Origin of the sequence: Cetobacterium somerae ATCC BAA-474, from assembly GCF_000479045.1 — a bacterium.
GTDB classification, from domain to species: domain Bacteria; phylum Fusobacteriota; class Fusobacteriia; order Fusobacteriales; family Fusobacteriaceae; genus Cetobacterium_A; species Cetobacterium_A somerae.
Genome location: NZ_KI518059.1, coordinates 1 through 24,725, shown reverse-complemented (window position 1 = coordinate 24,725; position 24,725 = coordinate 1). Strand labels below are relative to the sequence as shown.

Sequence of the window (24,725 nt, the reverse complement as noted above, 5' to 3'; positions counted from 1 at the left end):
AGGATAGGAAGTTGCCAATCTTTTTTTATTTTGGAGTAAAGAAAAAACTGTTGACAAAAACGGAAAAAAGTGGTATTATCATCTATGTCTTAAAAAGAAAGCAATAAATAAGGAAACTCTTGTTTACCATACAATAAGCTATGAGGTATGGGAGGATTTGTGATATCCGTTAGATGAGTGGAGGTGTAAAGAGTGAGAGTAAATATTCAATTAGAGTGTACAGAGTGTAAAAGAAGAAACTACAGTACTTCAAAGAATAAGAAGAACACTACTGAAAGATTAGAATTAAATAAATACTGTAAATGGGACAAAAAAGTAACATTACATAAAGAAACTAAAAAATAATTCTTAGTCTAAGAAGCCTATGCGCTTCTTGATTAATTATTTAAAGTAAAACATTTGCAACAACATGCAGGTCAATGGCTCAATTGGCAGAGCATCGGTCTCCAAAACCGAGGGTTGGGGGTTCGATTCCCTCTTGACCTGCCATTTTTTTTATAAATTAAAATTACTGGTGGTGCAAAATGGGACTAATTAATGATGTAAGAAGAGAGTATTCTAAGGTTCAATGGCCTAGAAGAAAAGAGATTGTTGCAGCAACTAGTTGGGTTGTTGCTATGAGTATATTTTTAGGAATATACTTAGGAGTTTTCGATATAATTGCTTCAAGACTTTTAAAGATGCTTGTATCTCTCTTTGGAGGATAAAATGGAAAAAAGCTTAGTGAAAAAATGGTTTATGATTCATACTTATTCGGGGTATGAGAAAAAAGTTAAAACAGACTTAGAACAGAAGATAGAAACTTTAGGATTATCTAATATAGTAACTAAAGTTTTAGTTCCTGAAGAGGAAACTATCGAAGAGAGAAGAGGAAAGAAAAAAGTTATTTCAAGAAAACTATTTCCTGGGTATGTTATGCTAGAAATGGAAGCTACTAGAGAGGAAAGTGGAGATGGAATTAACTTTAGAGTAGACTCAGATGCTTGGTATGTTGTTAGAAATACTAATGGTGTAACAGGATTCGTTGGTGTAGGATCTGATCCAATTCCAATGGAAGATGATGAAGTAGAAAATATCTTCTCTGTTATAGGATACAAAAATGATGAGGATGAGAAAGCAATAAAAGAAGTTATAAAAGTTGACTATGAAGTAGGAGACTATGTAAAACTTCTATCTGAAGGTTTTGAAAACCAAGAAGGAAAAGTTGCAGAAATCGATATGGAACATAGAAAAGTTAAGGTAATGATGGAGATGTTTGGAAGAATGACTCCTATTGAAGTTGATCTTAACAGTGTAGAGAAGGCTTAATTAAATAGATTTAAGCCAGTGGGAGATCGCAAGATCAATACCACAATTTTATGGAGGTGTAATTTAAACAATGGCAAAAGAAGTAATCGGATTAATAAAACTACAATTACCTGCTGGAAAAGCTAACCCTGCTCCACCAGTAGGACCAGCATTAGGACAACACGGAGTTAACATTATGGAATTCTGTAAGGCGTTCAATGCAAAAACTCAAGATAAAGCAGGATGGATTATCCCAGTTGAAATCTCTGTTTATAACGACAGATCTTTCACATTTATCTTAAAAACTCCACCAGCATCTGACTTATTAAAGAAAGCTGCAGGAGTTAAATCAGGAGCTCAAAACTCTAAAAAAGAAGTAGCTGGAACTATAAATACAGCTAAATTAAGAGAAATCGCTGAAACTAAGATGCCAGATTTAAATGCTGGATCAGTAGAAGCTGCTATGAACATCATAGCTGGATCAGCAAGATCAATGGGAATCAAAATAGAGGACTAATTAGAAGTCAATTCTTATTTATGTGATATTAAGTGGTAGGATGTAAACATCCGTTTAACCACAGGAGGAGGAAATTTTCAATGGCAAATAAAAGAGGTAAAAAATACCTAGAAATAGCTAAATTAGTTGAGCAAGGAAGACTATACGAGGTTAAAGAAGCTATAGAACTTGTAAGAAAGACAAGAACTGCTAACTTCGTAGAAACAGTTGAAATAGCATTAAGATTAGGAGTAGATCCTAGACATGCAGATCAACAAGTTAGAGGTACAGTTGTACTTCCAAACGGAACAGGAAAAACAGTTAAAATATTAGCAATCACTTCAGGAGCTAACATAGAGAAAGCTTTAGAGGCTGGAGCAGATTATGCTGGAGCAGAAGAGTATATCGAGAAAATCCAACAAGGTTGGTTTGACTTTGATATCGTAATTGCAACTCCAGACATGATGCCTAAATTAGGAAGATTAGGAAGAATCTTAGGAACTAAAGGTTTAATGCCTAACCCTAAGTCAGGAACAGTTACACCAGATATCGCAACGGCAGTATCTGAGTTCAAGAAAGGAAAACTTGCATTTAGAGTAGACAAGCTAGGATCAATCCATGCGCCAATCGGTAAAGCAGATTTCTCTGAAGAAGCTTTATTAGAGAACTTCACAGCGTTCATCAATGAGATTGTAAGATTAAAGCCATCTGCATCTAAAGGTCAATACTTAAGAACTGTTGCAGTTTCTTTAACAATGGGACCAGGAGTTAAAATGGATCCAGTTTTAGTTGCAAAAAATGCTTAATTAAAATTTGCAAAAATTTAAATTATGTGTTATAATTATAAAGTTGTAAAATTATAACTTAAAAAGTTGGATAAATAATTAAATATAGATCCAAACCAAAGACCGTAGGTGACGCAAGTCTTAAATATCCTACCGAGGTTGGAAGAAGGTATTCACTAACCTCAATAGTTAGATTTTGAACCTCCGTTCCTACCTTGGAGCGGAGGTAATTTTAGAGTAAAAGAGGAGGTGAATCAATAATGGCAACTCAATTAAAAAAGGAACTTGTAGCTGAATTAGTTGAAAAAATTTCTAAAGCTCAATCAATCGTTTTAGTTGACTATCAAGGTCTTAAAGTAAACCAAGAGACTGAGTTAAGAAAACAAATGAGAGAAAACGGAGCTGAGTACTTAGTTGCTAAGAACAGACTGTTCAAGATAGCACTAGCTGAGGCTGGTATCGCTGATAAATTCGATGATTTACTAGAGGGGACTACTGCATTTGCATTCGGATATGCTGATCCAGTAACTCCAGCAAAGGTAGTTTACGATGTAGAAGCGGCTCAAGCAAAAGCAAACGCAAAAGCTAAGAAGACTATATTCACTATAAAAGGTGGAGTATTAACTGGTAAGAGGGTTGAAGCTTCAGAGGTAGTAGCATTAGCTAAATTACCATCTAGAGAGCAACTTCTTTCTATGGTTCTTAACGGAATGCTTGGACCAGTTAGAAAACTTGCTTACGCAACTGTGGCAATCGCTGAGAAGAAAGAAGCAGCTGCTGAGTAATCACTTGTTGATTTTAGAGTATTATTGATTTAATAAAAAGAAGAAAAATTAGGAAAATTTAAGGAGGATTTATAATGGCATTCAATAAAGAGCAATTCATAGCTGATTTAGAAGCTATGTCAGTATTAGAGTTAAGAGAATTAGTAACAGCTTTAGAGGAGCACTTCGGTGTTACTGCTGCTGCACCAGTAGCTGTAGCTGCTGCTGAGGGACCAGCTGTAGAGGAGAAAACTGAGTTTGATGTAGTTTTAACTGCTGCAGGAGCTAACAAAATAGCTGTAATCAAAGAGGTAAGAGCAATTACTGGATTAGGATTAAAAGAAGCTAAAGAATTAGTAGATAACGGTGGAACATTAAAAGAGGGAGCTTCTAAAGAAGAGGCTGAAGCTATAAAAGCTAAATTAACTGAAGCTGGAGCTACAGTAGAGGTTAAGTAATAACCCTTACAAGGTTGCATAAGCAACTAGTTATACTTAAATAAAAAAAATAGGCACTCTAATGGGTGCCTTTTTACTCATTATAATGAAAATTATTAAATAATCTATTAAAAGTAAGTTAATACTTAATCTTTTGAAAATAAAAGGCTTTTATTTTCCAAAGATTAGGTATTGATCACTATATGAAATAGTAAGGAGTGTGAATTGATGGGGAAACTCGTTGAAAGATTGAATTTTGGAAGAATCGAAGAAAGAGGTACAATGCCTCATTTTTTAGAATTCCAACTGGATTCCTATGAAGATTTTCTACAAGCTAAGGAGGCTCCACTTAACAGAAAAGATAAGGGGCTTGAATCTGCTTTTAGAGAAATATTCCCTGTTGAATCTTCAAATGGAGATATAAAATTAGAGTATGTTTCTTATGAGTTACATGAAGCGGAAGCTCCATTGAATGACGAGCTTGAGTGTAAGAAAAGAGGGAAGACTTATTCTGCATCTTTAAAAGTAAGATTAAGACTTACTAATAAGAAAAGTGGAAACGAAATCCAAGAAACACTTGTTTATTTTGGAGAAGTTCCTTTAATGACTGAAAGAGGAACATTTATAATAAATGGTGCTGAGAGAGTTGTAGTATCGCAGTTACACAGATCTCCTGGAGTATCATTTAATAAAGAAGTCAATATCCAAACAGGTAAAGACCTGTTCTCTGGAAAAATTATTCCATATAAAGGAACATGGTTAGAGTTTGAAACTGATAAAAATGACTTCTTAAGTGTAAAAATTGATAGAAAGAAAAAAGTTTTAGCAACTGTATTTTTAAAAGCAGTTGATTTCTTCGATACAAATGAAGAAATAATGGATGAGTTTTTAGATGAAAAAGAAATTAATTTATCTGAATACTATTCAAGATATTCAAATAAAGAAGAACTAATTAGTGTTCTTAAAACAAAAATTGAAGGAAGCTTTGTTAAAGAGGATATTTTTAATGAAGAAACTGGAGAGATTTTATTTGAAACTAAACAACTAATTACAGAAGCTGTAATATTTGATTTAGTAGACCTAAAAATAGAAAATATTTTAGTTTGGGAAGTAAAACCAGAAGATAAAGTATTTGCAAATACAATAGTAAATGATACTGGAGATACAAAAGAAGAAGCTGTAACAGAGGTATTTAAGAAATTAAGACCAGGAGATTTAGTAACTATTGATTCAGCTAGATCTTTAATAAAGCAGATGTTCTTTAATCCTCAAAGATATGATTTAGAGCCTGTTGGAAGATATAAAATGAACAAAAGATTAAAATTAAATCTTCCAGAAGATGAAATTTTATTAACTAAAGAGGATGTAATTGCAACAATAAAGTATGTAATTAGTTTAAACAACGGAAAAGGACATACAGATGATATTGATAACCTATCTAACAGAAGAGTTAGAGGTGTTGGAGAGTTATTGTTAATGCAAATTAAAGCAGGACTTTCTAAGATGGGTAAAATGGTAAAAGAGAAGATGACAATTCAAGATGTTGAAACATTAACTCCACAATCATTATTAAACACTAGACCGTTAAATGCTTTAGTATTAGACTTCTTTGGATCAGGGCAATTATCACAATTCATGGACCAGTCAAATCCACTTGCTGAATTAACTCATAAGAGAAGAATATCAGCACTAGGACCTGGAGGACTTTCAAGAGAAAGAGCAGGATTCGAGGTTAGAGACGTTCACGACTCTCACTATGGAAGAATTTGTCCTATAGAAACTCCAGAGGGACCAAACATTGGACTTATCGGATCTTTAGCTATATATGCTAAAGTAAATTCATATGGATTTATAGAAACTCCATATGTTAAGGTAGAAAATGGAGTTGCTAATTTTGATGATATTCATTATTTAGCAGCAGATGAAGAAGAAGGATTATTCATAGCCCAAGCGGATACTAAACTTGGTGAAAATGGAGAACTTTTAGGAGATGTTGTATGTAGATATGGACATGAAATAGTAAATATTTCAGGAGAAAAAGTTCATTATTTAGATGTATCACCTAAACAGGTTGTATCAGTTTCAGCAGGATTAATACCATTCCTTGAGCATGATGACGCCAACAGAGCACTTATGGGATCGAACATGCAAAGACAAGCGGTACCATTATTAAGAACAGAAGCTCCATTCATTGGAACAGGACTTGAAAGAAAAGTTGCAGTTGATTCAGGAGCAGTAATCTCAGCTAAAGCAAAAGGTAAAGTTATATACGTAGATGCAAAAGAGATTATTATAGAAGATGCAGAAGGAAAATCTTACAGACATAGATTATTGAATTTTGAAAGATCAAACCAAGCAATGTGTTTACACCAAACACCACTAGTTGACCTAGGACAAGAAGTAGAATTAGGACAAGTAATTGCTGATGGACCTGCAACAAAAGGTGGAGACTTAGCTCTAGGAAGAAATATTCTAATGGCATTTATGCCTTGGGAAGGATATAACTATGAGGATGCTATTCTTATATCTGATAGATTAAGAAAAGATGACGTATTTACATCTATCCATATAGAAGAATATGAAATAGAAGCTAGAAATACTAAATTAGGTGACGAAGAGATTACAAGAGAAATACCAAATGTTTCTGAAGAAGCATTAAAGAACTTAGATTCAAGAGGTATAATTGTAGTAGGATCAGAGGTTGGACCAGGAGATATCCTAGTAGGAAAAACAGCACCTAAAGGTGAATCAGAGCCACCAGCAGAAGAGAAGTTATTAAGAGCTATCTTCGGAGAAAAAGCAAGAGATGTAAGAGATACATCATTAAAAATGCCTCATGGATCGAAAGGAACAGTTGTTGAAGTTCTTGAGTTATCAAGAGAAAATGGAGACGAGTTAAAAGCTGGAGTAAATAGATCTATAAGAGTGTTTATTGCTGAAAAAAGAAAAATAACTGTTGGAGATAAAATGTCAGGAAGACACGGTAACAAAGGTGTTGTTTCTAGAGTATTACCAGCAGAAGATATGCCATTCTTAGCAGATGGTACACACTTAGACGTTGTAATCAATCCACTTGGAGTTCCTTCGCGTATGAACATCGGACAGGTTCTAGAGGTTCACTTAGGAATGGCAATGGGTAAATTAAATGGTGGAACTTATTTATCAACTCCAGTATTTGATGGTGCAACAGAAGAGCAAGTAAAAGATTATTTAGAAAAAGCTGGATATCCAAGAAAAGGTAAGGTTACTTTATTTGATGGAAGAACTGGAGATAAATTTGATAATCCAGTAACAGTTGGAAGAATGTATATGTTAAAGCTTCATCACCTTGTTGAAGATAAGATGCACGCAAGAGCAATTGGTCCTTATTCACTAGTAACTCAGCAACCTCTTGGAGGAAAAGCACAGTTCGGAGGACAAAGACTTGGAGAGATGGAGGTTTGGGCTTTAGAGGCTTACGGAGCTTCAAATATCCTTCAAGAAATGTTAACAGTTAAGTCTGACGATGTAACAGGTAGAACAAAAACTTATGAAGCAATTGTAAAAGGTGAAGAAATGCCAGAGGCAGATCTACCAGAGTCATTTAAGGTTTTATTAAAAGAGTTCCAAGCACTAGCATTAGATGTAGAACTTTTTGATTCTGACAATGAGTTAATTAACGTTAACGAAGAGTTAGGAAAAGACGAAACAATCGTTGAGTTTTCTTTATCTGACCAAATAAACTAAATTTAAGTAAAATTGAATATGATGATAGATGAAAGCTTTATCTCATTTAAGGAGGCTTTGTATTTAATATGGGAATTAAAAGTTTTGAGAAGATTAGAATTAAACTAGCTTCTCCAGAGAAGATAGAAGAGTGGTCGTACGGAGAAGTTACGAAACCAGAAACAATAAACTATAGAACATTAAATCCAGAGATGGATGGATTGTTCTGTGAAAGAATATTTGGACCATCGAAAGATTGGGAATGTTCTTGTGGAAAATATAAAAGAATGAGATACAAAGGACTAGTTTGTGAGAAATGTGGAGTTGAAGTAACTAAGTCTAAAGTAAGAAGAGAGAGAATGGGGCATATAGCATTAGCTGCCCCAGTAGCTCATATTTGGTATTCTAAAGGAACACCGAATAAGATGTCTCTTATTTTAGGAATTTCTCCAAAAGAGTTAGAGTCAGTTTTATATTTTGCTAGATATATAGTAACAGCTAGTGAAGAGCCAACTTTAAAAATTGGTAAAATCATAACTGAAAAAGAGTACAAGCTATATAAGCAAATGTACGGAAAGCAATTTGAAGCAAAAATGGGAGCAGAAGCTATTTTAAAACTATTAGAGATGATAGATTTAGAAGAGTTAAGAGTAGAGTTAGAAAAAGAACTTGAAGATGTAAATTCTGCACAAAAGAGAAAGAAGTTAGTTAAAAGATTAAAGATAACTAGAGACTTTATAGCATCTGGTAACTTACCTCAATGGATGATTTTAAAGAATGTTCCAGTAATTCCAGCTGATTTAAGACCAATGGTTCAATTAGATGGTGGAAGATTTGCTACTTCTGACTTAAATGATTTATATAGAAGAGTTATCAATAGAAACAACAGATTGAAGAGACTTTTAGAAATAAAAGCTCCAGAAATTGTTGTAAAAAATGAGAAAAGAATGCTTCAAGAAGCAGTTGACGCTCTAATTGATAACGGAAGAAGAGGAAAGCCAGTTGTTGCTCAAAATAACAGAGAGTTAAAATCACTTTCTGATATGTTAAAAGGAAAGCAAGGTAGATTTAGACAAAACCTACTTGGAAAAAGAGTAGATTACTCTGCAAGATCGGTTATCGTTGTAGGACCTTCTTTAAAAATGCACCAGTGTGGAATTCCTAAAAAGATGGCTCTTGAGTTATACAAACCTTTCATAATGAGAGAGTTAGTAAAAAGAGAGTTAGCTTCTAATATAAAAACAGCAAAAAAATTAGTTGAAGATGCTGATGATAAAGTTTGGGATGTAATTGAGGATGTTATTCAAGACCACCCTGTTTTATTAAACAGAGCTCCAACACTACATAGATTATCAATACAAGCTTTCGAACCAGTATTAATAGAAGGAAAGGCAATAAGATTACATCCGTTAGTATGTTCAGCATTTAATGCGGATTTCGATGGAGACCAAATGGCCGTTCACTTAATGTTATCACCAGAAGCTATAATGGAAGCAAAACTTCTTATGTTAGCTCCAAATAACATAATATCTCCATCAAATGGAGAACCAATAGCTGTACCATCTCAGGATATGGTTATGGGATGTTTCTATATGACAAAAGATAGACCTGGAGCAAAAGGAGAAGGAAAATCTTTCTCTAATAAAGAGCAAGTTTTAACAGCTTATGATAGAGATATCCTAGATACTCACGCTATCGTAAATGTTAGAATAAATGGTGAAATGGTTAAAACTACAGCTGGTAGAATCATGTTTAATGAGATGTTACCAGAAGTAAATAAGCAATATGATGTAACATTCGGAAAATCTCAATTAAAAAAACTTATTGGTAAATTATATGAGATGCACGGATTTACAAAAACTGCAGAGTTAATAAATGATATTAAAAACTTTGGATATCATTATGCAACATTTGCAGGAGTTTCAGTAGGTATTGAAGACTTAGAGATTCCAGAAACTAAAAAATCAATCTTAGAAGAAGCGGATCAAAAAGTTGCAGAAATTGAAGCAGATTATAAAGCTGGAAAAATCATAAACGAAGAGAGATATAGAAAAACTGTAGCTCTTTGGTCAGAAACAACAGCTAAAGTAACTGATGCAATGATGAGTGGACTAGATCAGTTTAACCCGGTTTATATGATGGCGAACTCTGGAGCCAGAGGATCGATTGCACAGATGAGACAGCTTGCGGCAATGAGAGGAAACATGGCCGATACACAAGGTAGAATCATCGAGGTTCCAATTAAAGCGAACTTTAGAGAAGGACTAACAGTATTAGAGTTCTTCATGTCATCACACGGAGCTAGAAAAGGTCTAGCTGATACGGCGTTAAGAACTGCCGATTCAGGATATTTAACAAGAAGACTAGTTGATATATCACACGAAGTTATTGTAAATTCAATTGATTGTGGAACTCACGAAGGAATTGAAGTAGCAGAACTAGTTTCAGATGGACAAGTAATTGAAAAATTATCTGAAAGATTAATAGGTAGAGTACCTGCTGAAGATGTAGTATATGAAGGAGAAGTAATTGCTAGAAGAAACGAGATGTTTACAAAAGAGCAAATCGCTAGAATTACAGAACTTGAAATCAAGAAAATAAAAATAAGATCTCCATTAACATGTGACCTTGAAAAAGGAGTTTGTCAAAAATGTTATGGAATGGATTTAGCTAACCATAAAGAGATATTACTAGGAGAAGCGGTTGGAGTTATAGCAGCTCAATCAATCGGAGAACCTGGTACACAGCTTACAATGAGAACATTCCATACTGGAGGAGTTGCCACAGCGACTGCTGCTGCAACAAGTATTAAAGCTGAAAATACTGGAAAGGTTGTATTCAAAGATATAAAACTTCTAGAAAATCAAGAGACTCAAGAGAAAATTGTAGTTTCTCAATCAGCTAAAATTTTAATAGGAAACTATGATTATGAGATTGCTTCAGGATCTATCTTAATAGTTGAAGAAGGTCAAGAAGTAAAACCAGGAGATGTTTTAGTAACATTTGATCCATATCATATCCCTATTATTGCAAACCAAGATGGAAGAATCGAATATAGAGAGTTATATGTAAAAGAAAACTTTGATGAAAAGTATAACGTTACAGAATATATGGCTATAAAGACTGTAGAATCTGGAGATTCAAACCCAAGAGTAGTTATATTCGATGAGGATGGAACTGCAAAAGAAAGTTACTCAATACCATTTGGAGCATACTTAATGGTTAGAGAGGGTGAGTCAGTAAGAACAGGACAAATCATAGCAAAAATTATAAAAGAGGGAGAAGGAACGAAAGACATCACTGGAGGTCTTCCAAGAATTCAAGAGCTATTTGAAGCTAGAAACCCTAAAGGAAAAGCTATTCTATCAGAAATAGATGGAAAAGTTGAAGTAACAGGAAGAAAGAAGAAAGGTATGAGAGTAATAATCATAAGATCTACTTCTGATTCTGAAAACTTTAAAGAATACTTAGCACCAGTTGGAGAACATTTAGTTGTAACAGATGGAATGTTAATTAAAGCTGGAGATAAAATAACAGATGGAGCTATATCACCATTTGACGTTCTAAACATCAAAGGATTAGTTGCAGCAGAGCAGTTTATACTAGAATCTGTACAACAAGTATATAGAGACCAAGGAGTTACTGTAAATGATAAACATATAGAGATTATCGTTAAGCAGATGTTTAAGAAAGTAAGAATTGTAGAATCTGGAGCTTCATTATTCTTAGAAGATGAAGTTGTAGAGAAGAGAGTTGTTGAATTAGAAAACAACAAATTAAGAGCTGAAGGAAAAGCAGAGATCAAATATGAGCCTGTTATCCAAGGTATTACAAAAGCAGCTGTTAATACAGGAAGTTTCATATCAGCAGCATCATTCCAAGAAACTACAAAAGTACTTTCAAATGCAGCAATAGAAGGTAAAGAGGACTACTTAGAGGGACTTAAAGAGAATGTAATTATAGGTAAGAAAATTCCAGCAGGAACTGGATATAAAGCTTATAAAAACATAGTTCCAGTTGAGATAGAGGACTAATAAAATAGGCGACTTTGTCGCCTATTTTAGCATTTTATTTATGAGGGGTTGATGTTATGAGAAGTATGACAGGATATTCTAAAGAATATTTTGAAAATGAGAAGTATGCTATATCCTTAGAGATAAAAAGTGTTAATAATAAAAACTTAAATTTAAAAATAAAATCACCTCATATGCTAAATTTTTTGGAAAATAAAATCAGAACAGAGGTTGCTTCTAGAGTTACAAGAGGAAGTATAGATTTAAAAATTGAATTTCAAGATAAAAGAGAAGTTGATAATTTATTTGAATACGATAAAAATATGACAGCATCTTATTTGAAAGTTTTAAATGCTATAGAACATGAGTATGAAGAAAAGTTTAGTAATAAACTTGATTTATTAGTTAAGAATTTAAATGTCATTAGAAGAAATGATTTAGAGATAGATGAAAAAGAATATGAAAATTTTATAGTGAAAAATCTTCACTTGCTATTAGATTCTTTTGTTGAGATGAAAGAGGCCGAAGGAGCTAGAATGAAAGATTATTTTCTACAATGTATTGCTATTATAGAAAATAATGTAAATGAAATAAAAAAATTAAAAGAGAATATTGTTATAAACTATAAGGAAAAACTTTTAGAAAGATTATCTAAAATAAGTAATATAGAGTTTAACGATGAAACTCTTTTGAGAGAAGTTCTTTTATTTACAGATAAATCTGATATTTCAGAAGAAGTTTCTAGATTAGAGAGTCACCTTATTCAATTAAAAATAGAATTAGATTCTCCAAATGCAGGTGTAGGGAAAAAAATTGATTTTATTCTTCAAGAGATTTTTAGGGAGTTAAATACTTCAGGTGTGAAATGTAACTTATATGATATTTCAAAATTAATTGTAGAATGTAAAAATGAAATAGAAAAAATTAGAGAACAAGCTCTAAATATAGAATAAAGGAGAATAAAAATGAAAAAGGGTGAACTATTTATTGTATCAGGACCAAGTGGTGCTGGAAAATCAACAATATGTAGAATAGTTAGAAAACAGCTGGGTATTAATTTAGCAACTTCAGCTACAACTCGTGCTCCAAGAGAGGGAGAGTTACACGGGAGAGATTATTATTTCCTATCAGTGGAAGAGTTTAAAAACAAAATAGAAAATAATGAATTTTTAGAATACGCAACTGTTCATACTAACTACTATGGAACTTTGAAATCTGAAGTAGAATCAAGATTAGCATCAGGTGAAAATGTAATTCTTGAGATAGATGTTCAAGGAGGGCTTCAAGTAAAAGCGGCTTATCCAAATGCACACTTAATATTCTTCAAAACACCAACAATGGAAGATTTAGAGAGAAGACTAAGAGGAAGAAAAACAGATAGTGAAGAAACTATACAACTTAGATTAAAAAATTCAATAAAAGAATTAGAATATGAAAAGGATTATGATATAACAATTATTAACTATACTGTTGAAAAATCATGTGATGAGTTAGTAAAAATTATAAATTCTAAAAACTAGGAGGATTTTATGAAAAAAGTAATTACTTATGATGAATTATTAGAGAAGATACCTAATAAATATACATTAACAATAACTGCTGGAAAAAGAGCAAGAGATATTGGTAAAGGGGCACCTGTACTTACAAAAGTTTCTAAGAAAGATACTGTTGTAAAGAAGACTTTTAGAGAGATTATCGATGGAAAAATAACTTTCGGTGAACAAGCGGAGGACTTAATAAATGAGTAAGAGTAGAAATATTTTTCTACTCTTTTTGCTTTTTTTGTTACTTTTAGGTTGTGAAAAAAAAGCAAAAAGAGTGGATGATGAAAGATTTGCGTTTGGAACTTTTTTTAAAATTTCTATTTTCTCAAATGATGAAAAAATAGCTAAGCAGTCTATAGAAAATGCTTTTGTTGAGATAGAAAGGATTGATTCAAAATATAATAGTAAAGTAAAAGGAAGTTTAACAGATAATCTAAATACTTTAAAAAAAGAAACTTTTGATGCAGAAGGAGTATTTCTTTTAAATGAAGTGAATAAAGCTTATGAGCTATCAGGTGGTAAATATGATATAACGATGGAACCTTTGATGGCAGTTTGGGGATTTTCAGAAGAAGTTCCGCCAAGAGACAGTGTACCAAGTAAAAAAGAACTTGAAGAAGCAGTTTCTAACGTTGATTTTTCTCAGATTGAAATAATAGGAAACGATATTGCTATAAATAAAGATGGAGTAAAAATAGATACAGGTTCTTTTTTAAAAGGGTATGCAGTAAAAAAAGCTGGTGAAAAATTAAGAGAAGCTGGAGTGAAAAGTGGATTTATTTCAGCTATATCAAGTATAGAAGCTATTGGTGTTAAAGGGGATGGAACTCCATGGAAAATAGGAATTCAAAATCCTAATAATCCTTCAGAAATTCTTGGAATTATTGAGTTAAATAATCAAAGTATGGGAGTTTCAGGAGATTATCAAACTTACGTAGAAATAAATGGAAAAAGATATCATCATATTTTAGATAAAGAAACAAAATATCCAGTAGAAGACAAGAAAATGGTGGTAGTTGTGAATAAAAATTCTTTAGAAGCTGATTTATATTCAACAACATTTTTTTTAATGCCTATTGAAAAAGTTTTAGAAAAAGCTAATAGTACGCCTGATTTAGATGTTTTAATAGTTGACAAAAATGACAAAATTTATCTTTCGGAAAACTTAAAATTCAATAAAAAGTAGATTAAAATAAAGAAAAAAAGAACTTTGTTTTTTCTTGAAATATCTTGAACTTTCTCGTATACTTTAATCATACTAAACATACTGGGAGGTTTTAAAAGTGGAACAAATGATCTATTTGGGAATTTTCGGTGGTATTATAGCACTATTCACAGCATCTTTCTACTCCAAGAAAGTTCAAAGTTATGAGATTAATATTCCGAGAGTAGCTGAAATAACAGAAGCAATTAGAGAAGGTGCAATGGCTTTTCTTTCGGCGGAATATAAAATTTTAATTTGGTTTGTTGCAGCAGTAGCAATCTTACTAGGGGTATTTTTATCTCCAATGGTAGCAGTAACTTTTGTGATAGGAGCATTAACATCGGCTTTAGCAGGGAACATCGGTATGAGAATAGCAACAAAAGCTAATGGAAGAACATCAATTGCAGCGAAAGAAGGGGGCTTATCTAAAGCTTTAGATGTAGCTTTTGCTGGTGGAGCAGTTATGGGACTTTCAGTTGTAGGATTAGGAATGTTAGGTCTTACAATATTAATTTTAGTATTTAATTGGGATGTAAGTATAATAACAGGATTTGGAATGGGAGCTTCTTCTATAGCTTTATTTGCAAGAGTAGGAGGAGGTATCTATACTAAAGCTGCTGACGTTGGAGCAGATTTAGTAGGAAAGGTAGAGGCAGGAATACCAGAGGACGATCCAAGAAACCCAGCAACGATAGCTGATAACGTAGGAGATAATGTAGGAGACGTAGCAGGAATGGGAGCGGATTTATTTGAATCATATGTTGGATCAATAATAGCAACATTAGCTATTGGTGCAGCAATGGAAACAAAAGAGTATTTATTAGCTCCAGTTATGATATCTGCATTTGGGATTATAGCATCAATATTAGCAACATTAACAGTTAAAACTGAAAATCCAGATGAAGTTTATCATAAACTAGAAAATGGAACTAGAATAGCAGGAGTTTTATCAATAATTGCTTCTTTTGGGGTTATTAAATATTTAAATCTACCAATGGGTATATTTTGGGCAATAGTAGCAGGACTAGTAGCAGGATTGGTAATAGCTTATTTTACAGGACTTTATACAGATACTGGAAAAAAAGCAGTAAATAGAATTTCAGATGCGGCAAAAACAGGGCCAGCAACAACAATAATTGAGGGATTAGCGGTAGGAATGGAATCAACAGTTGCACCAATGATAATAATATCAATAGCAATCATTGTAGCATATAAATTTGCAGGACTATATGGAATATCAATAGCAGCAGTAGGAATGCTTTCAACAACTGGAATGGTAGTTGCAGTTGATGCTTATGGACCGGTTGCAGATAATGCAGGTGGTATAGCGGAGATGGCTGAATTACCTCATGAAGTTAGAGAGTGTACAGATAAACTAGATGCAGTAGGAAACTCAACAGCAGCAGTAGGGAAAGGGTTTGCTATTGGATCAGCAGCTTTAACAGCTTTATCATTATTTGCTGCTTATAAAGAATCTATTCAAAAATTATCAGGAAAAGATTTTGTTCTTGATATAATAAACCCAGATGTAATAGTTGGAATATTTATTGGTGGAATGTTAACGTTCCTATTCTCTGCTCTAACAATGACTGCAGTAGGAAAAGCAGCTATGGAAATGGTTGAGGAAGTGAGAAGACAATTTAGAGAGATTCCAGGAATTATGGAAAAAAAGACAAAACCAGATTATAAAAGATGTGTTGAAATTTCGACACACTCTTCATTAAAAGAGATGTTATTACCAGGTATATTAGCAGTTTTAGCACCTGTAGTAATAGGATTATGGTCACCTGAAGCATTAGGTGGACTATTAGCAGGAGCTTTAGTAACAGGAATCTTAATGGCTATTATGATGGCTAATGCTGGTGGAGCATGGGATAATGCTAAAAAGCAGATTGAAGCAGGATATAAAGGAGATGGAAAAGGTTCTGAAAGACATAAAGCTGCAGTAGTTGGTGATACTGTAGGAGATCCATTTAAAGATACATCAGGGCCATCTTTAAATATATTAATAAAATTAATGAGTATAGTTTCTTTAGTTTTAGTACCACTATTTGTTTAAAAAAAAGTCCTAGTTTAACTAGGACTTTTTTATTGAAAATAAAAAGGAAAAGTCTGAAAAAATAAGAAGAACTATAAGAAATATTTTATAAAACTAATTAAAAATAAAGAGCTTATAAAAAAGTGGGAATAATAGAGTCAAAAAAAGGTAAAAAATAGATATTTAACTTTCTTGACTTTAACTAGTATATTAGATAGAATTTGAATACAAAATGTAGGGATGTAAAAGATTAAAATATAGATTAAAAACTCATTATAGGAGGGAACTATGAAAAAAACAAAAATAGTATGTACAATAGGGCCAAAAACAGAATCGGTTGAGGTATTATCACAGTTATTAGAAGCTGGAATGAATGTTATGAGAATGAACTTCTCTCATGGAAGTCACGAAGAGCACGGACAAAGAATAGTTAATTTAAAACAAGCAATTGCAAATACAGGAATTAATGGAGCTGTTTTATTAGATACTAAAGGTCCAGAAATAAGAACAATCAAATTAGTAGGAGGAAACGATGTTTCTTTAGTAGCTGGACAAAAGTTCACTATAACTACTGATGAGACAGTAATTGGAGACTCTACAAAAGTTGCTGTAACATATAAAGGGTTAACAGATGATTTAAAAGCAGGAAACATAGTTTTAATTGATGATGGATTAATTGAAATGGAAGTTGAAGAAGTTGTTGGAAACGAAGTAAGATGTATTGTAAAAAATAACGGAGACTTAGGAGAAAACAAAGGTGTAAACTTACCAAATGTTTCAGTTCAATTACCAGCTTTATCACCAAAAGATATTGGAGATTTAAAATTTGGATGTGAGCAAAACGTAGATTTCGTAGCTGCATCATTTATTAGAAAAGCTGATGATGTAAGAGCTGTTAGAGAAGTATTAGATGCTAACGGTGGAGAGAAAATAAAAATAATTTCTAAAATAGAAAATCAAGAGGGATTAGACAACTTTGATGAGATTTTAGAATTATCTGATGGTATAATGGTAGCTAGAGGAGATTTAGGAGTAGAAATTCCTGTAGAAGAAGTTCCATTTGCACAAAAAATGATGATAGAAAAATGTAACTTAGCAGGAAAAGTTGTAATAACAGCTACACAAATGCTAGATTCAATGATAAAAAACCCAAGACCAACTAGAGCAGAAGCTACAGACGTAACTAATGCAATATTAGATGGTACAGATGCGATAATGTTATCTGGAGAAACAGCAAAAGGAAAATATCCAGTTGAGGCTGTAACAGTAATGAGAAAGATAGCTGAAAAAACAGATCCATTAGTAGCTTTTGAAATAGAAAATGAAGATGGAGTAACTATAACTGAAGCTATGGCTAGAGGAACAGTAGATGTAGCAGAAGCATTAGGAGCTAAATTAATCGTATCAGGAACTGCATCAGGAAGATCAGCAACTGCATTAAGAAGATATTTCCCAGATGCTTTTATATTAGCAATAACAAATAACGAAAAAACATATAATCAAATGATTTTAACAAGAGGAGTAATCCCATGTTTAGATACAACAGCTAAAAATTTAGAGGAGTTCTATGTTTTAGCAGAAGCAAAAGCTTTAGCATTAGGACTTGTTAAATCAGGAGATATAATAGTTGCATCATGTGGAGAAGAAGTATTCAAAGCAGGAACAAGTAACTCAATGAAAGTTATTAAAGTAAAATAAACATTACATAAATTTTGAGACTTAATTTTAAAGTATAAACTTTTATAAAATTCTAAGGAGGATTTAAAGAAAATGACTAGAATAGTTGAAGTTAAAGGAAGAGAAATTCTTGATTCAAGAGGAAACCCAACAGTTGAGGTTGACGTAATATTAGAATGTGGAGCTATGGGAAGAGCTGCAGTTCCATCTGGAGCATCTACAGGAGCTTACGAAGCAGTAGAATTAAGAGATGAAGATAAATCTAGATACTTAGGAAAAGGTGTTTTAAAGGCAGTAAACTATGTAAACACTGAAATTAAAGAGTTAGTAATCGGAATGGATGCAACTAACCAAGTAGCTATCGATAAAGCTATGATCGAGTTAGATGGAACTCCAAACAAAGATAGATTAGGAGCAAACGCTATATTAGGTGTTTCTCTAGCGGTAGCTAAAGCAGCAGCAGAGGCTTTAGGACAACCTTTATACAAGTACTTAGGAGGAGTTAACGCTAAAGAGTTACCTTTACCTATGATGAACATATTAAACGGAGGAAGTCATGCTGATTCTGCAGTAGACGTTCAAGAGTTTATGGTTCAACCAGTTGGAGCTAAAACATTTGCTGAAGCTATGAGAATGGGATGTGAAATATTCCACCACTTAGGAAAAATTTTAAAAGCTAATGGAGATTCAACAAACGTTGGAAACGAAGGTGGATATGCACCAGCTAAAATCAACGGAACAGAGGGAGCTTTAGATATTATATGTCAAGCAGTTAAAGCAGCAGGATATGAGTTAGGAACTGATATTACATTTGCTTTAGATGCGGCAGCAACTGAGTTCTGTGTTGAAAAAGAAGATGGATCATTTGAGTACCACTTCAAAAGAGAAGGTGGAGTAGTAAGAACTACTGAAGAAATGATCGAGTGGTATGCTGGATTATGTGAGAAGTATCCAATTAAATCTATCGAAGATGGATTAGGAGAAAATGACTGGGCTGGATTCCAAATGTTAACTGCAAAAGTTGGAAAGAAAGTTCAAATCGTTGGAGACGATTTATTCGTAACTAACACTGAGAGATTAGCAAGAGGAATTGAAATGAAAGCTGCTAACTCAATCTTAATTAAATTAAACCAAATCGGAACTTTAACTGAGACTTTAGATGCAATTGAAATGGCTAAGAGAGCTAACATGACTGCTGTAATTTCTCATAGATCTGGAGAAACTGAGGATGCTACAATAGCTGATATCGCTGTTGCAACAAATGCAGGACAAATTAAAACTGGATCAACTTCAAGAACTGATAGAATGGCTAAATACAACCAATTATTAAGAATTGAAGAGGAATTAGGATCAGTTGCTCAATACAACGGAATCGAAGTATTCTATAATACAACAAAGTAATTAATTGATTTTATAAAAAGAGAGACTTGAGGGTCTCTCTTTTTTATTAACCCTTTAAAAATAGGACCCTTTATGTTACAATAGAAATAAAATTAAAATATGGAGGAAATAAAAATGTCAAATGTTTTTGAAGTTTTAAAGGATCGTGGATACATAAAACAAATGACTCACGAAGAGGAGATAAAAGAGTTGCTTGCAAAGGAAAAAGTAACTTTTTATATAGGGTTTGACCCAACAGCAGATAGCTTACATGTGGGACATTTTATAGCTATGATGTTTATGTCACATATGCAGCAACATGGACATAGACCAATAGCTTTAATAGGTGGAGGAACTGCACAAATAGGAGATCCTAGTGGAAGAACAGATATGAGACAAATGATGACAGATGAAATCATAGCTCACAATGTAGCATCTATAAAAAAACAAATGGAAAAGTTTATTGATTTTTCTGATGATAAAGCTTTATTAGTAAATAATGCTGATTGGTTAAGAGGATTAAATTACATTGATTTCATAAGAGATATAGGATCTCAATTTTCTGTAAATAGAATGCTATCTGCAGAGTGCTTTAAGTCTAGAATGGAAAATGGAGGACTATCGTTTTTAGAGTTTAACTATATGTTAATGCAAGGATATGACTTCTTAGTTTTAAATAGAAAGTTTGGATGTACTATGCAGCTAGGTGGAGATGACCAATGGTCTAATATGATTGCAGGAGTAGATTTAATTAGAAAAAAAGACAGAAAACAAGGTTATGCAATGACATGTACTTTACTAACTAATAGTGAAGGTAATAAAATGGGAAAAACAGCAAAAGGAGCTTTATGGTTAGATCCAGAAAAAACATCTCCATATGAGTTTTATCAATATTGGAGAAATCTTCCAGATGCAGACGTAGCTCAACCATTAGCATTGTTAACATTCTTACCTATGGATGAAGTTAGAAGACTTTCATCATTAGAGGGAGCAGAAATAAACGAAGCTAAGAAAGTATTAGCTTATGAAGTGACAAAAATTGTTCACGGAAAAGAAGAGGCTGAAAAGGCAAAACAAGCGTCAGAAGCATTATTTGGTCAAGGTGGACTTGATTTAACAAATGTACCAACATCAGAAGTGACAGAGGAAGTTTTAGGAAAAGGTGTAGTAGATTTAATGGTTGAATTAGGATTATTAAAAACAAAGAGTGAAGGAAGAAGATTAGTTCAGCAAAATGGTTTAACTATAAATGATGAAAAAGTAACGGATTTTGCTATGGAGATAACAAATGACTTATTTATAGATGGAGCTATGATGATAAAACAAGGAAAGAAAAAATATAATAGGATTGTTATAAAGTAGTGATAGTAGTAAGGGAAACCACGACGGATGACATAGAAAATATATATAATCATTTAAATTTGAACTATGTAAAAAAATATTGTAAAAATGATGAGGAAGAACAAAAAAAGAATCATGAAAGATGGTATAAATTCTTAATAAGTTCTCCTAATTATGCAATGTTTACTGTCGAAGACTTAAAAGGAACTTTCTTAGGAAATGTAAAATTTCAACTAGACGAAGATTTTGAAGGTGCAGAAATTTCCCTATATTTAGCTGAATGTATAAGAGGGAGAGGTTATTCCACAACAATAGTAAATGCAAGTATAGACGAATTAAGATTTAAATATCAAAATTTAAAATATGTTGTAGCGTATATTTTAGAAGAAAATGATAGATCAATTTTATGTTTTGAAAAGGCTCAGTTTAAGTTTAAAGGGCAAATAGAACATGGAGGTATCGATTATTTTTTATATATGAAAGTTTTTGAATAGTGGAGGGCATTTTGAGAAAAAAAGAAAGAGCTTTAAAAGTAATAGAGGTTTTACAAAATAAATTTGGGCATCCAAAGTGTGCTTTAAATTATACAACACCCTTTGAACTTTTAGTAGCGGTTATATTGTCAGCTCAATGTACAGATGTGAGAGTAAATATTGTTACAGAGAATATGTATAAAATAGTGAATACTCCAGAACAATTTGCAGCAATGCCATTAGAAGATATTGAAACATTAATAAAAAGTACTGGTTTTTATAGAAATAAAGCTAAAAATATAAAATTATGTAGCCAGCAACTTATTGAAAAATATGATGGAAAAGTACCGCAAGAAATGGATGAGTTAGTTGGATTAGCTGGAGTAGGGCGTAAAACTGCTAATGTAGTTCGAGGTGAAATATGGAGGTTAGCTGATGGAATAACAGTTGACACCCATGTAAAAAGATTAACTAATTTAATAGGATTAGTTAATGAGCAAGATGTGATAAAAATAGAAAAAGAATTAATGAAAATAATACCAAAAGAGTATTGGATAGACTTTTCTCATTATATAATTCTTCAAGGAAGAGATAAGTGTATTGCTAGAAGACCAAAATGTTTGGAATGCGAAATAAAAATGTATTGTAAGCATGGTGAAAAAGTATAAAAAAGTATACAAAAAAAGTTTTTAATTGTTGACATATATGGTAAAGAATGTTATTATCTTGGTGTAAGAATATAAATGATAACTTAAGGAGACGATAACTATGAGAGTTTATCTGGATAATAATGCAACTACAAAAATGGACCCTAAAGTATTAGAAGCAATGATGCCTTTTTTAACTGAGGAATATGGAAATGCTTTTAGTATGCACCTTTTTGGAAAGGAAACGGGAATAGCTGTTTCAGAAGCAAGAGAAAAGATTGCGACTTTATTAAAAGTTAAGCCAGAAGAAATTATATTTACTGCTTCTGGAACTGAATCAGATAACATTGCAGTTAGAGGCGTAGCTAAAGCATATAAAAATAGAGGAAATCATATAATAACAAGCTCAATAGAGCACCCAGCTATAAAAAATACCTTTAAAGATTTGGAGCAAGATGGATATAAAGTAACATTTATACCAGTTGATAGTAATGGAGTAATAGATGTTAAAGCTTTAGAGGAAGCGATAACACCTGAGACGATTTTAATATCAATGATGCATGCAAATAATGAAGTTGGTACTATAGAACCAATAAAAGAAATTGGTGAAATAGCTAAAAAAAATAGAATTTTATTGCATGTGGATGCAGTTCAAAGTGTTGGAAAAATTCCTGTTTATCCAAAAGAATTAGGAGCGGATTTGCTAACTTTTTCAGGACATAAATTTCATGGTCCTAAAGGGATTGCTGCTCTTTATATAAGACAAGGTGTTAGAGTTGCTAGAACAATAACTGGTGGTGGACAAGAGAAAAAACTGAGACCAGGAACAACAAATACCCCTGCAGTAGTAGGAATGGCAAAAGCTCTAGAAATTGCTTGTCAAGATATGGATGTTGAAATAAAAAGAGAACAAGAATTAAGAGATTATTTTGAAGATGAAATAGTTAAAAGAGTTCCAGAAGTTGTAGTGAATGGAAAATCAGTAGAGAGATTACCAGGAACTTCAAGTATAACTTTTAAATATTTAGAAGGAGAATCAATTCTTTTATCTTTAAGCTATTTAGGTGTAGCTGTAAGCTCTGGATCAGCATGTTCATCGGATGAATTACAAGCGTCACACGTTCTATTAGGAATGGGAATTGAACCCGAATTTGCTCATGGAACTATAAGATTTAGTTTAGGAAAGTATAATACGAAAGAGGAAATAGATTATACAATAGAGCAAGTTGTAAAAGTTGTTGAAAAATTAAGAATGTTATCACCTTTATGGAATGAATATAGAAAATAAAAACAATTAAAAACTAAGGAGAAAATTATGCAATATACAGAAAAAGTAATGGATCATTTTATGAACCCTAGAAACGTAGGAACTATGGAAAATCCTGATGGATATGGTAAAGTTGGAAACCCATCTTGCGGAGATATTATGGAAATATTTTTAAAAATAGAAAATGATATAATAACAGATGTTAAATTTAGAACTTTTGGATGCGCATCAGCAATAGCAACATCATCAGTTTCAACTGAAATGGTTTTAGGTAAGGATATTCACGAAGCATTAGCAATAACAAATAAAGTGGTTGCAGAAGCTTTAGGTGGATTACCAGCTACGAAAATGCACTGTTCTGTTCTAGCAGAAGAGGCTCTAAAAGAAGCTATAGAAGACTACTTGGCTAAAAAACAAAAATAATGTATAATATTTAGGAACTATAAAAATATAGTTCCTAAATTTTTTTATTTGGAGGAAGAAGCTATGAAGAAATTAGTTGTGGTTTTCGTATTAATTGCATCAACTTTATCTTTTTCAAAAAGTACTCAAAGCAAAGTAGTAAAAGATAATATTCCAGATTATAGAGCTTATGTATTGGGAGATGGTGAAGGTAATATATTTTACCAAGAGAATTCAACTCATAAATACCATTAGCTTCTGTAACTAAAGTTATGACTATATTAGTGACTTTAGATGAAATAAGAAAAGGAAACATTGGCTTATACGATGAAGTAACGGTTGATTGGGAAATTTTAAGTGCTGGAGGAAGCTCTATTCCTATGGAGAGTGGAGAAAAAATAATAGTACTAGATTTGCTTAAATCGGCAGCTATAAAATCTGCTAATAATGCTGCTTATGCTCTAGCTAAACATTCTGGAAAAGGTAGTATTCCAAGATTTATAGATATGATGAATGCAAAGGCTAAAAGTTTAGGTTTAGAAAATGAATTAGAATTTCATACTCCTGCAGGATTACCAGATCATATGACTAGAAAAAAATTGGATATGGGAACAGCTAATGGAATATATAGATTATCTATAGAAGCTTTAAAGTATCCTGAATATATAGCAATTGCAAGACAAAAAACTGCTGAAATAAAAAATGGAAGTTATAAGTTAAAAAGTACAATTCATCTTTTAGGAAAAGAAGGTATTTATGGTTTAAAAACAGGATATCATACGAAATCAAGATTTAATATAACGGTTTTAAGTGATAAAGATAATGCTAATATAGTAACTGTTGTAATGGGAGGAAAATCTCCTAAAATAAGAGATGGGAAAATACTTGAGTTAAATGAAAAATTTCATGAAAATTATAAAAATAAAGATATTATAAAAAAAGATATACCAGTTGTATCAATACCAATTTCAGGTGGATATGTTGCAGATGTAAAAACTTATGGAACTAAATCTTTTTCTAAAATTGTAAAGAAAGATGCTGACGTTTCAATAGTTACAGAAAGAGAAAAAAAATTAGTAGCCCCTATAAAGGCTGGAACAGTTGTTGGAAGTTATAAGGTATTAGTGAATGGTGAAGTAGTATTTAAAGATAAATTAATTGTAAAAAGAGACGTAGAAAAAAAGAAGCTTATGGACAAGATAATGGAAATTTTTTAAAAAAATAAAAAAAGTTATTGACGAAGTTTAAAATTTATGGTACTATAA

At 32.4% G+C, this 24,725-nt stretch carries 23 protein-coding genes, 1 tRNA gene and 1 other annotated feature; all 24 genes read left to right on the top strand.

Features of this window, described 5'->3' with window-relative positions; all coding sequences use genetic code 11:
- Positions 1-192 precede the first annotated feature (192 nt).
- The 24 genes from rpmG (at position 193) to HMPREF0202_RS00460 (ending at position 24,677) form a co-directional block, all read left to right on the top strand.
- Positions 193-345, top strand: a complete 153-nt coding sequence (gene rpmG / locus HMPREF0202_RS00570; RefSeq protein ID WP_023051526.1) for a 50S ribosomal protein L33 — start codon at positions 193-195, stop codon at positions 343-345.
- A 68-nt stretch (positions 346-413) separates the two neighbouring features.
- Positions 414-489 (top strand) — tRNA-Trp (locus HMPREF0202_RS00565).
- Between the two features lie 35 nt (positions 490-524).
- On the top strand, positions 525-707 hold the full coding sequence (gene secE / locus HMPREF0202_RS00560; RefSeq protein ID WP_023051525.1) for a preprotein translocase subunit SecE: 183 nt from the start codon (positions 525-527) through the stop codon (positions 705-707).
- A gap of 1 nt (position 708) precedes the next feature.
- Complete coding sequence (nusG, locus tag HMPREF0202_RS00555) at positions 709-1,308, top strand: transcription termination/antitermination protein NusG (protein WP_023051524.1); 600 nt, start codon at positions 709-711, stop codon at positions 1,306-1,308.
- Between the two features lie 70 nt (positions 1,309-1,378).
- Positions 1,379-1,804: a 50S ribosomal protein L11 gene (rplK, locus tag HMPREF0202_RS00550; RefSeq protein WP_023051523.1), complete on the top strand. Its 426-nt coding sequence runs from the start codon at positions 1,379-1,381 to the stop codon at positions 1,802-1,804.
- 80 nt (positions 1,805-1,884) lie between these two features.
- On the top strand, positions 1,885-2,589 hold the full coding sequence (gene rplA, locus HMPREF0202_RS00545; RefSeq protein WP_023051522.1) for a 50S ribosomal protein L1: 705 nt from the start codon (positions 1,885-1,887) through the stop codon (positions 2,587-2,589).
- 77 nt (positions 2,590-2,666) lie between these two features.
- Positions 2,667-2,810 (top strand) — a sequence feature (ribosomal protein L10 leader region).
- A gap of 18 nt (positions 2,811-2,828) precedes the next feature.
- Positions 2,829-3,353 (top strand): 50S ribosomal protein L10, encoded by a 525-nt coding sequence (rplJ, locus tag HMPREF0202_RS00540; protein WP_023051521.1) that lies wholly within the window; start codon positions 2,829-2,831, stop codon positions 3,351-3,353.
- A 74-nt stretch (positions 3,354-3,427) separates the two neighbouring features.
- Positions 3,428-3,790 (top strand): 50S ribosomal protein L7/L12, encoded by a 363-nt coding sequence (gene rplL, locus HMPREF0202_RS00535; protein WP_023051520.1) that lies wholly within the window; start codon positions 3,428-3,430, stop codon positions 3,788-3,790.
- Positions 3,791-3,997: 207 nt separating this feature from the next.
- Positions 3,998-7,495 carry a DNA-directed RNA polymerase subunit beta gene (gene rpoB / locus HMPREF0202_RS00530; protein WP_023051519.1) on the top strand — a complete coding sequence of 1,166 codons (3,498 nt, stop codon included), beginning with the start codon at positions 3,998-4,000 and terminating at the stop codon, positions 7,493-7,495.
- Between the two features lie 68 nt (positions 7,496-7,563).
- Positions 7,564-11,508, top strand: a complete 3,945-nt coding sequence (rpoC, locus tag HMPREF0202_RS00525; RefSeq protein ID WP_023051518.1) for a DNA-directed RNA polymerase subunit beta' — start codon at positions 7,564-7,566, stop codon at positions 11,506-11,508.
- Positions 11,509-11,564: 56 nt separating this feature from the next.
- Positions 11,565-12,440 (top strand): YicC/YloC family endoribonuclease, encoded by an 876-nt coding sequence (locus HMPREF0202_RS00520; RefSeq protein WP_023051517.1) that lies wholly within the window; start codon positions 11,565-11,567, stop codon positions 12,438-12,440.
- A gap of 12 nt (positions 12,441-12,452) precedes the next feature.
- Positions 12,453-13,007 (top strand): guanylate kinase, encoded by a 555-nt coding sequence (gene gmk, locus HMPREF0202_RS00515; RefSeq protein WP_023051516.1) that lies wholly within the window; start codon positions 12,453-12,455, stop codon positions 13,005-13,007.
- Between the two features lie 9 nt (positions 13,008-13,016).
- Entirely contained in the window at positions 13,017-13,235 is a 219-nt protein-coding gene (gene rpoZ, locus HMPREF0202_RS00510; protein WP_023051515.1) for a DNA-directed RNA polymerase subunit omega, read from the top strand.
- Complete coding sequence (locus HMPREF0202_RS00505; protein ID WP_023051514.1) at positions 13,228-14,217, top strand: FAD:protein FMN transferase; 990 nt, start codon at positions 13,228-13,230, stop codon at positions 14,215-14,217. Before rpoZ ends, HMPREF0202_RS00505 begins: the two co-directional genes overlap by 8 nt.
- Before the next feature lie 106 nt (positions 14,218-14,323).
- Complete coding sequence (locus tag HMPREF0202_RS00500) at positions 14,324-16,294, top strand: sodium-translocating pyrophosphatase (RefSeq protein WP_040405949.1); 1,971 nt, start codon at positions 14,324-14,326, stop codon at positions 16,292-16,294.
- 267 nt (positions 16,295-16,561) lie between these two features.
- Positions 16,562-17,971: a pyruvate kinase PykF gene (gene pykF, locus HMPREF0202_RS00495; protein WP_023051512.1), complete on the top strand. Its 1,410-nt coding sequence runs from the start codon at positions 16,562-16,564 to the stop codon at positions 17,969-17,971.
- Positions 17,972-18,043: 72 nt separating this feature from the next.
- Complete coding sequence (gene eno, locus HMPREF0202_RS00490) at positions 18,044-19,351, top strand: phosphopyruvate hydratase (RefSeq protein WP_023051511.1); 1,308 nt, start codon at positions 18,044-18,046, stop codon at positions 19,349-19,351.
- A 114-nt stretch (positions 19,352-19,465) separates the two neighbouring features.
- The gene (gene tyrS / locus HMPREF0202_RS00485) at positions 19,466-20,692 is read left to right on the top strand and encodes a tyrosine--tRNA ligase (RefSeq protein ID WP_040405947.1); all 1,227 of its coding nucleotides are present in this window, start codon (positions 19,466-19,468) and stop codon (positions 20,690-20,692) included.
- Positions 20,692-21,165 (top strand): GNAT family N-acetyltransferase, encoded by a 474-nt coding sequence (locus HMPREF0202_RS00480; RefSeq protein ID WP_023051509.1) that lies wholly within the window; start codon positions 20,692-20,694, stop codon positions 21,163-21,165. The genes tyrS and HMPREF0202_RS00480 overlap by 1 nt, the downstream gene beginning before the upstream one ends.
- 11 nt (positions 21,166-21,176) lie before the next feature.
- Positions 21,177-21,812 carry an endonuclease III gene (nth, locus tag HMPREF0202_RS00475; protein WP_040405945.1) on the top strand — a complete coding sequence of 212 codons (636 nt, stop codon included), beginning with the start codon at positions 21,177-21,179 and terminating at the stop codon, positions 21,810-21,812.
- Positions 21,813-21,912: 100 nt separating this feature from the next.
- Complete coding sequence (locus HMPREF0202_RS00470; protein ID WP_023051507.1) at positions 21,913-23,079, top strand: cysteine desulfurase family protein; 1,167 nt, start codon at positions 21,913-21,915, stop codon at positions 23,077-23,079.
- 27 nt (positions 23,080-23,106) lie between these two features.
- Positions 23,107-23,481 carry a Fe-S cluster assembly scaffold protein NifU gene (nifU, locus tag HMPREF0202_RS00465; protein ID WP_023051506.1) on the top strand — a complete coding sequence of 125 codons (375 nt, stop codon included), beginning with the start codon at positions 23,107-23,109 and terminating at the stop codon, positions 23,479-23,481.
- A gap of 63 nt (positions 23,482-23,544) precedes the next feature.
- Positions 23,545-23,715 (top strand): hypothetical protein, encoded by a 171-nt coding sequence (locus HMPREF0202_RS15040; RefSeq protein ID WP_156898025.1) that lies wholly within the window; start codon positions 23,545-23,547, stop codon positions 23,713-23,715.
- 17 nt (positions 23,716-23,732) lie between these two features.
- On the top strand, positions 23,733-24,677 hold the full coding sequence (locus HMPREF0202_RS00460) for a D-alanyl-D-alanine carboxypeptidase family protein (RefSeq protein ID WP_023051504.1): 945 nt from the start codon (positions 23,733-23,735) through the stop codon (positions 24,675-24,677).
- The last annotated feature ends 48 nt before the right edge of the window (positions 24,678-24,725 follow it).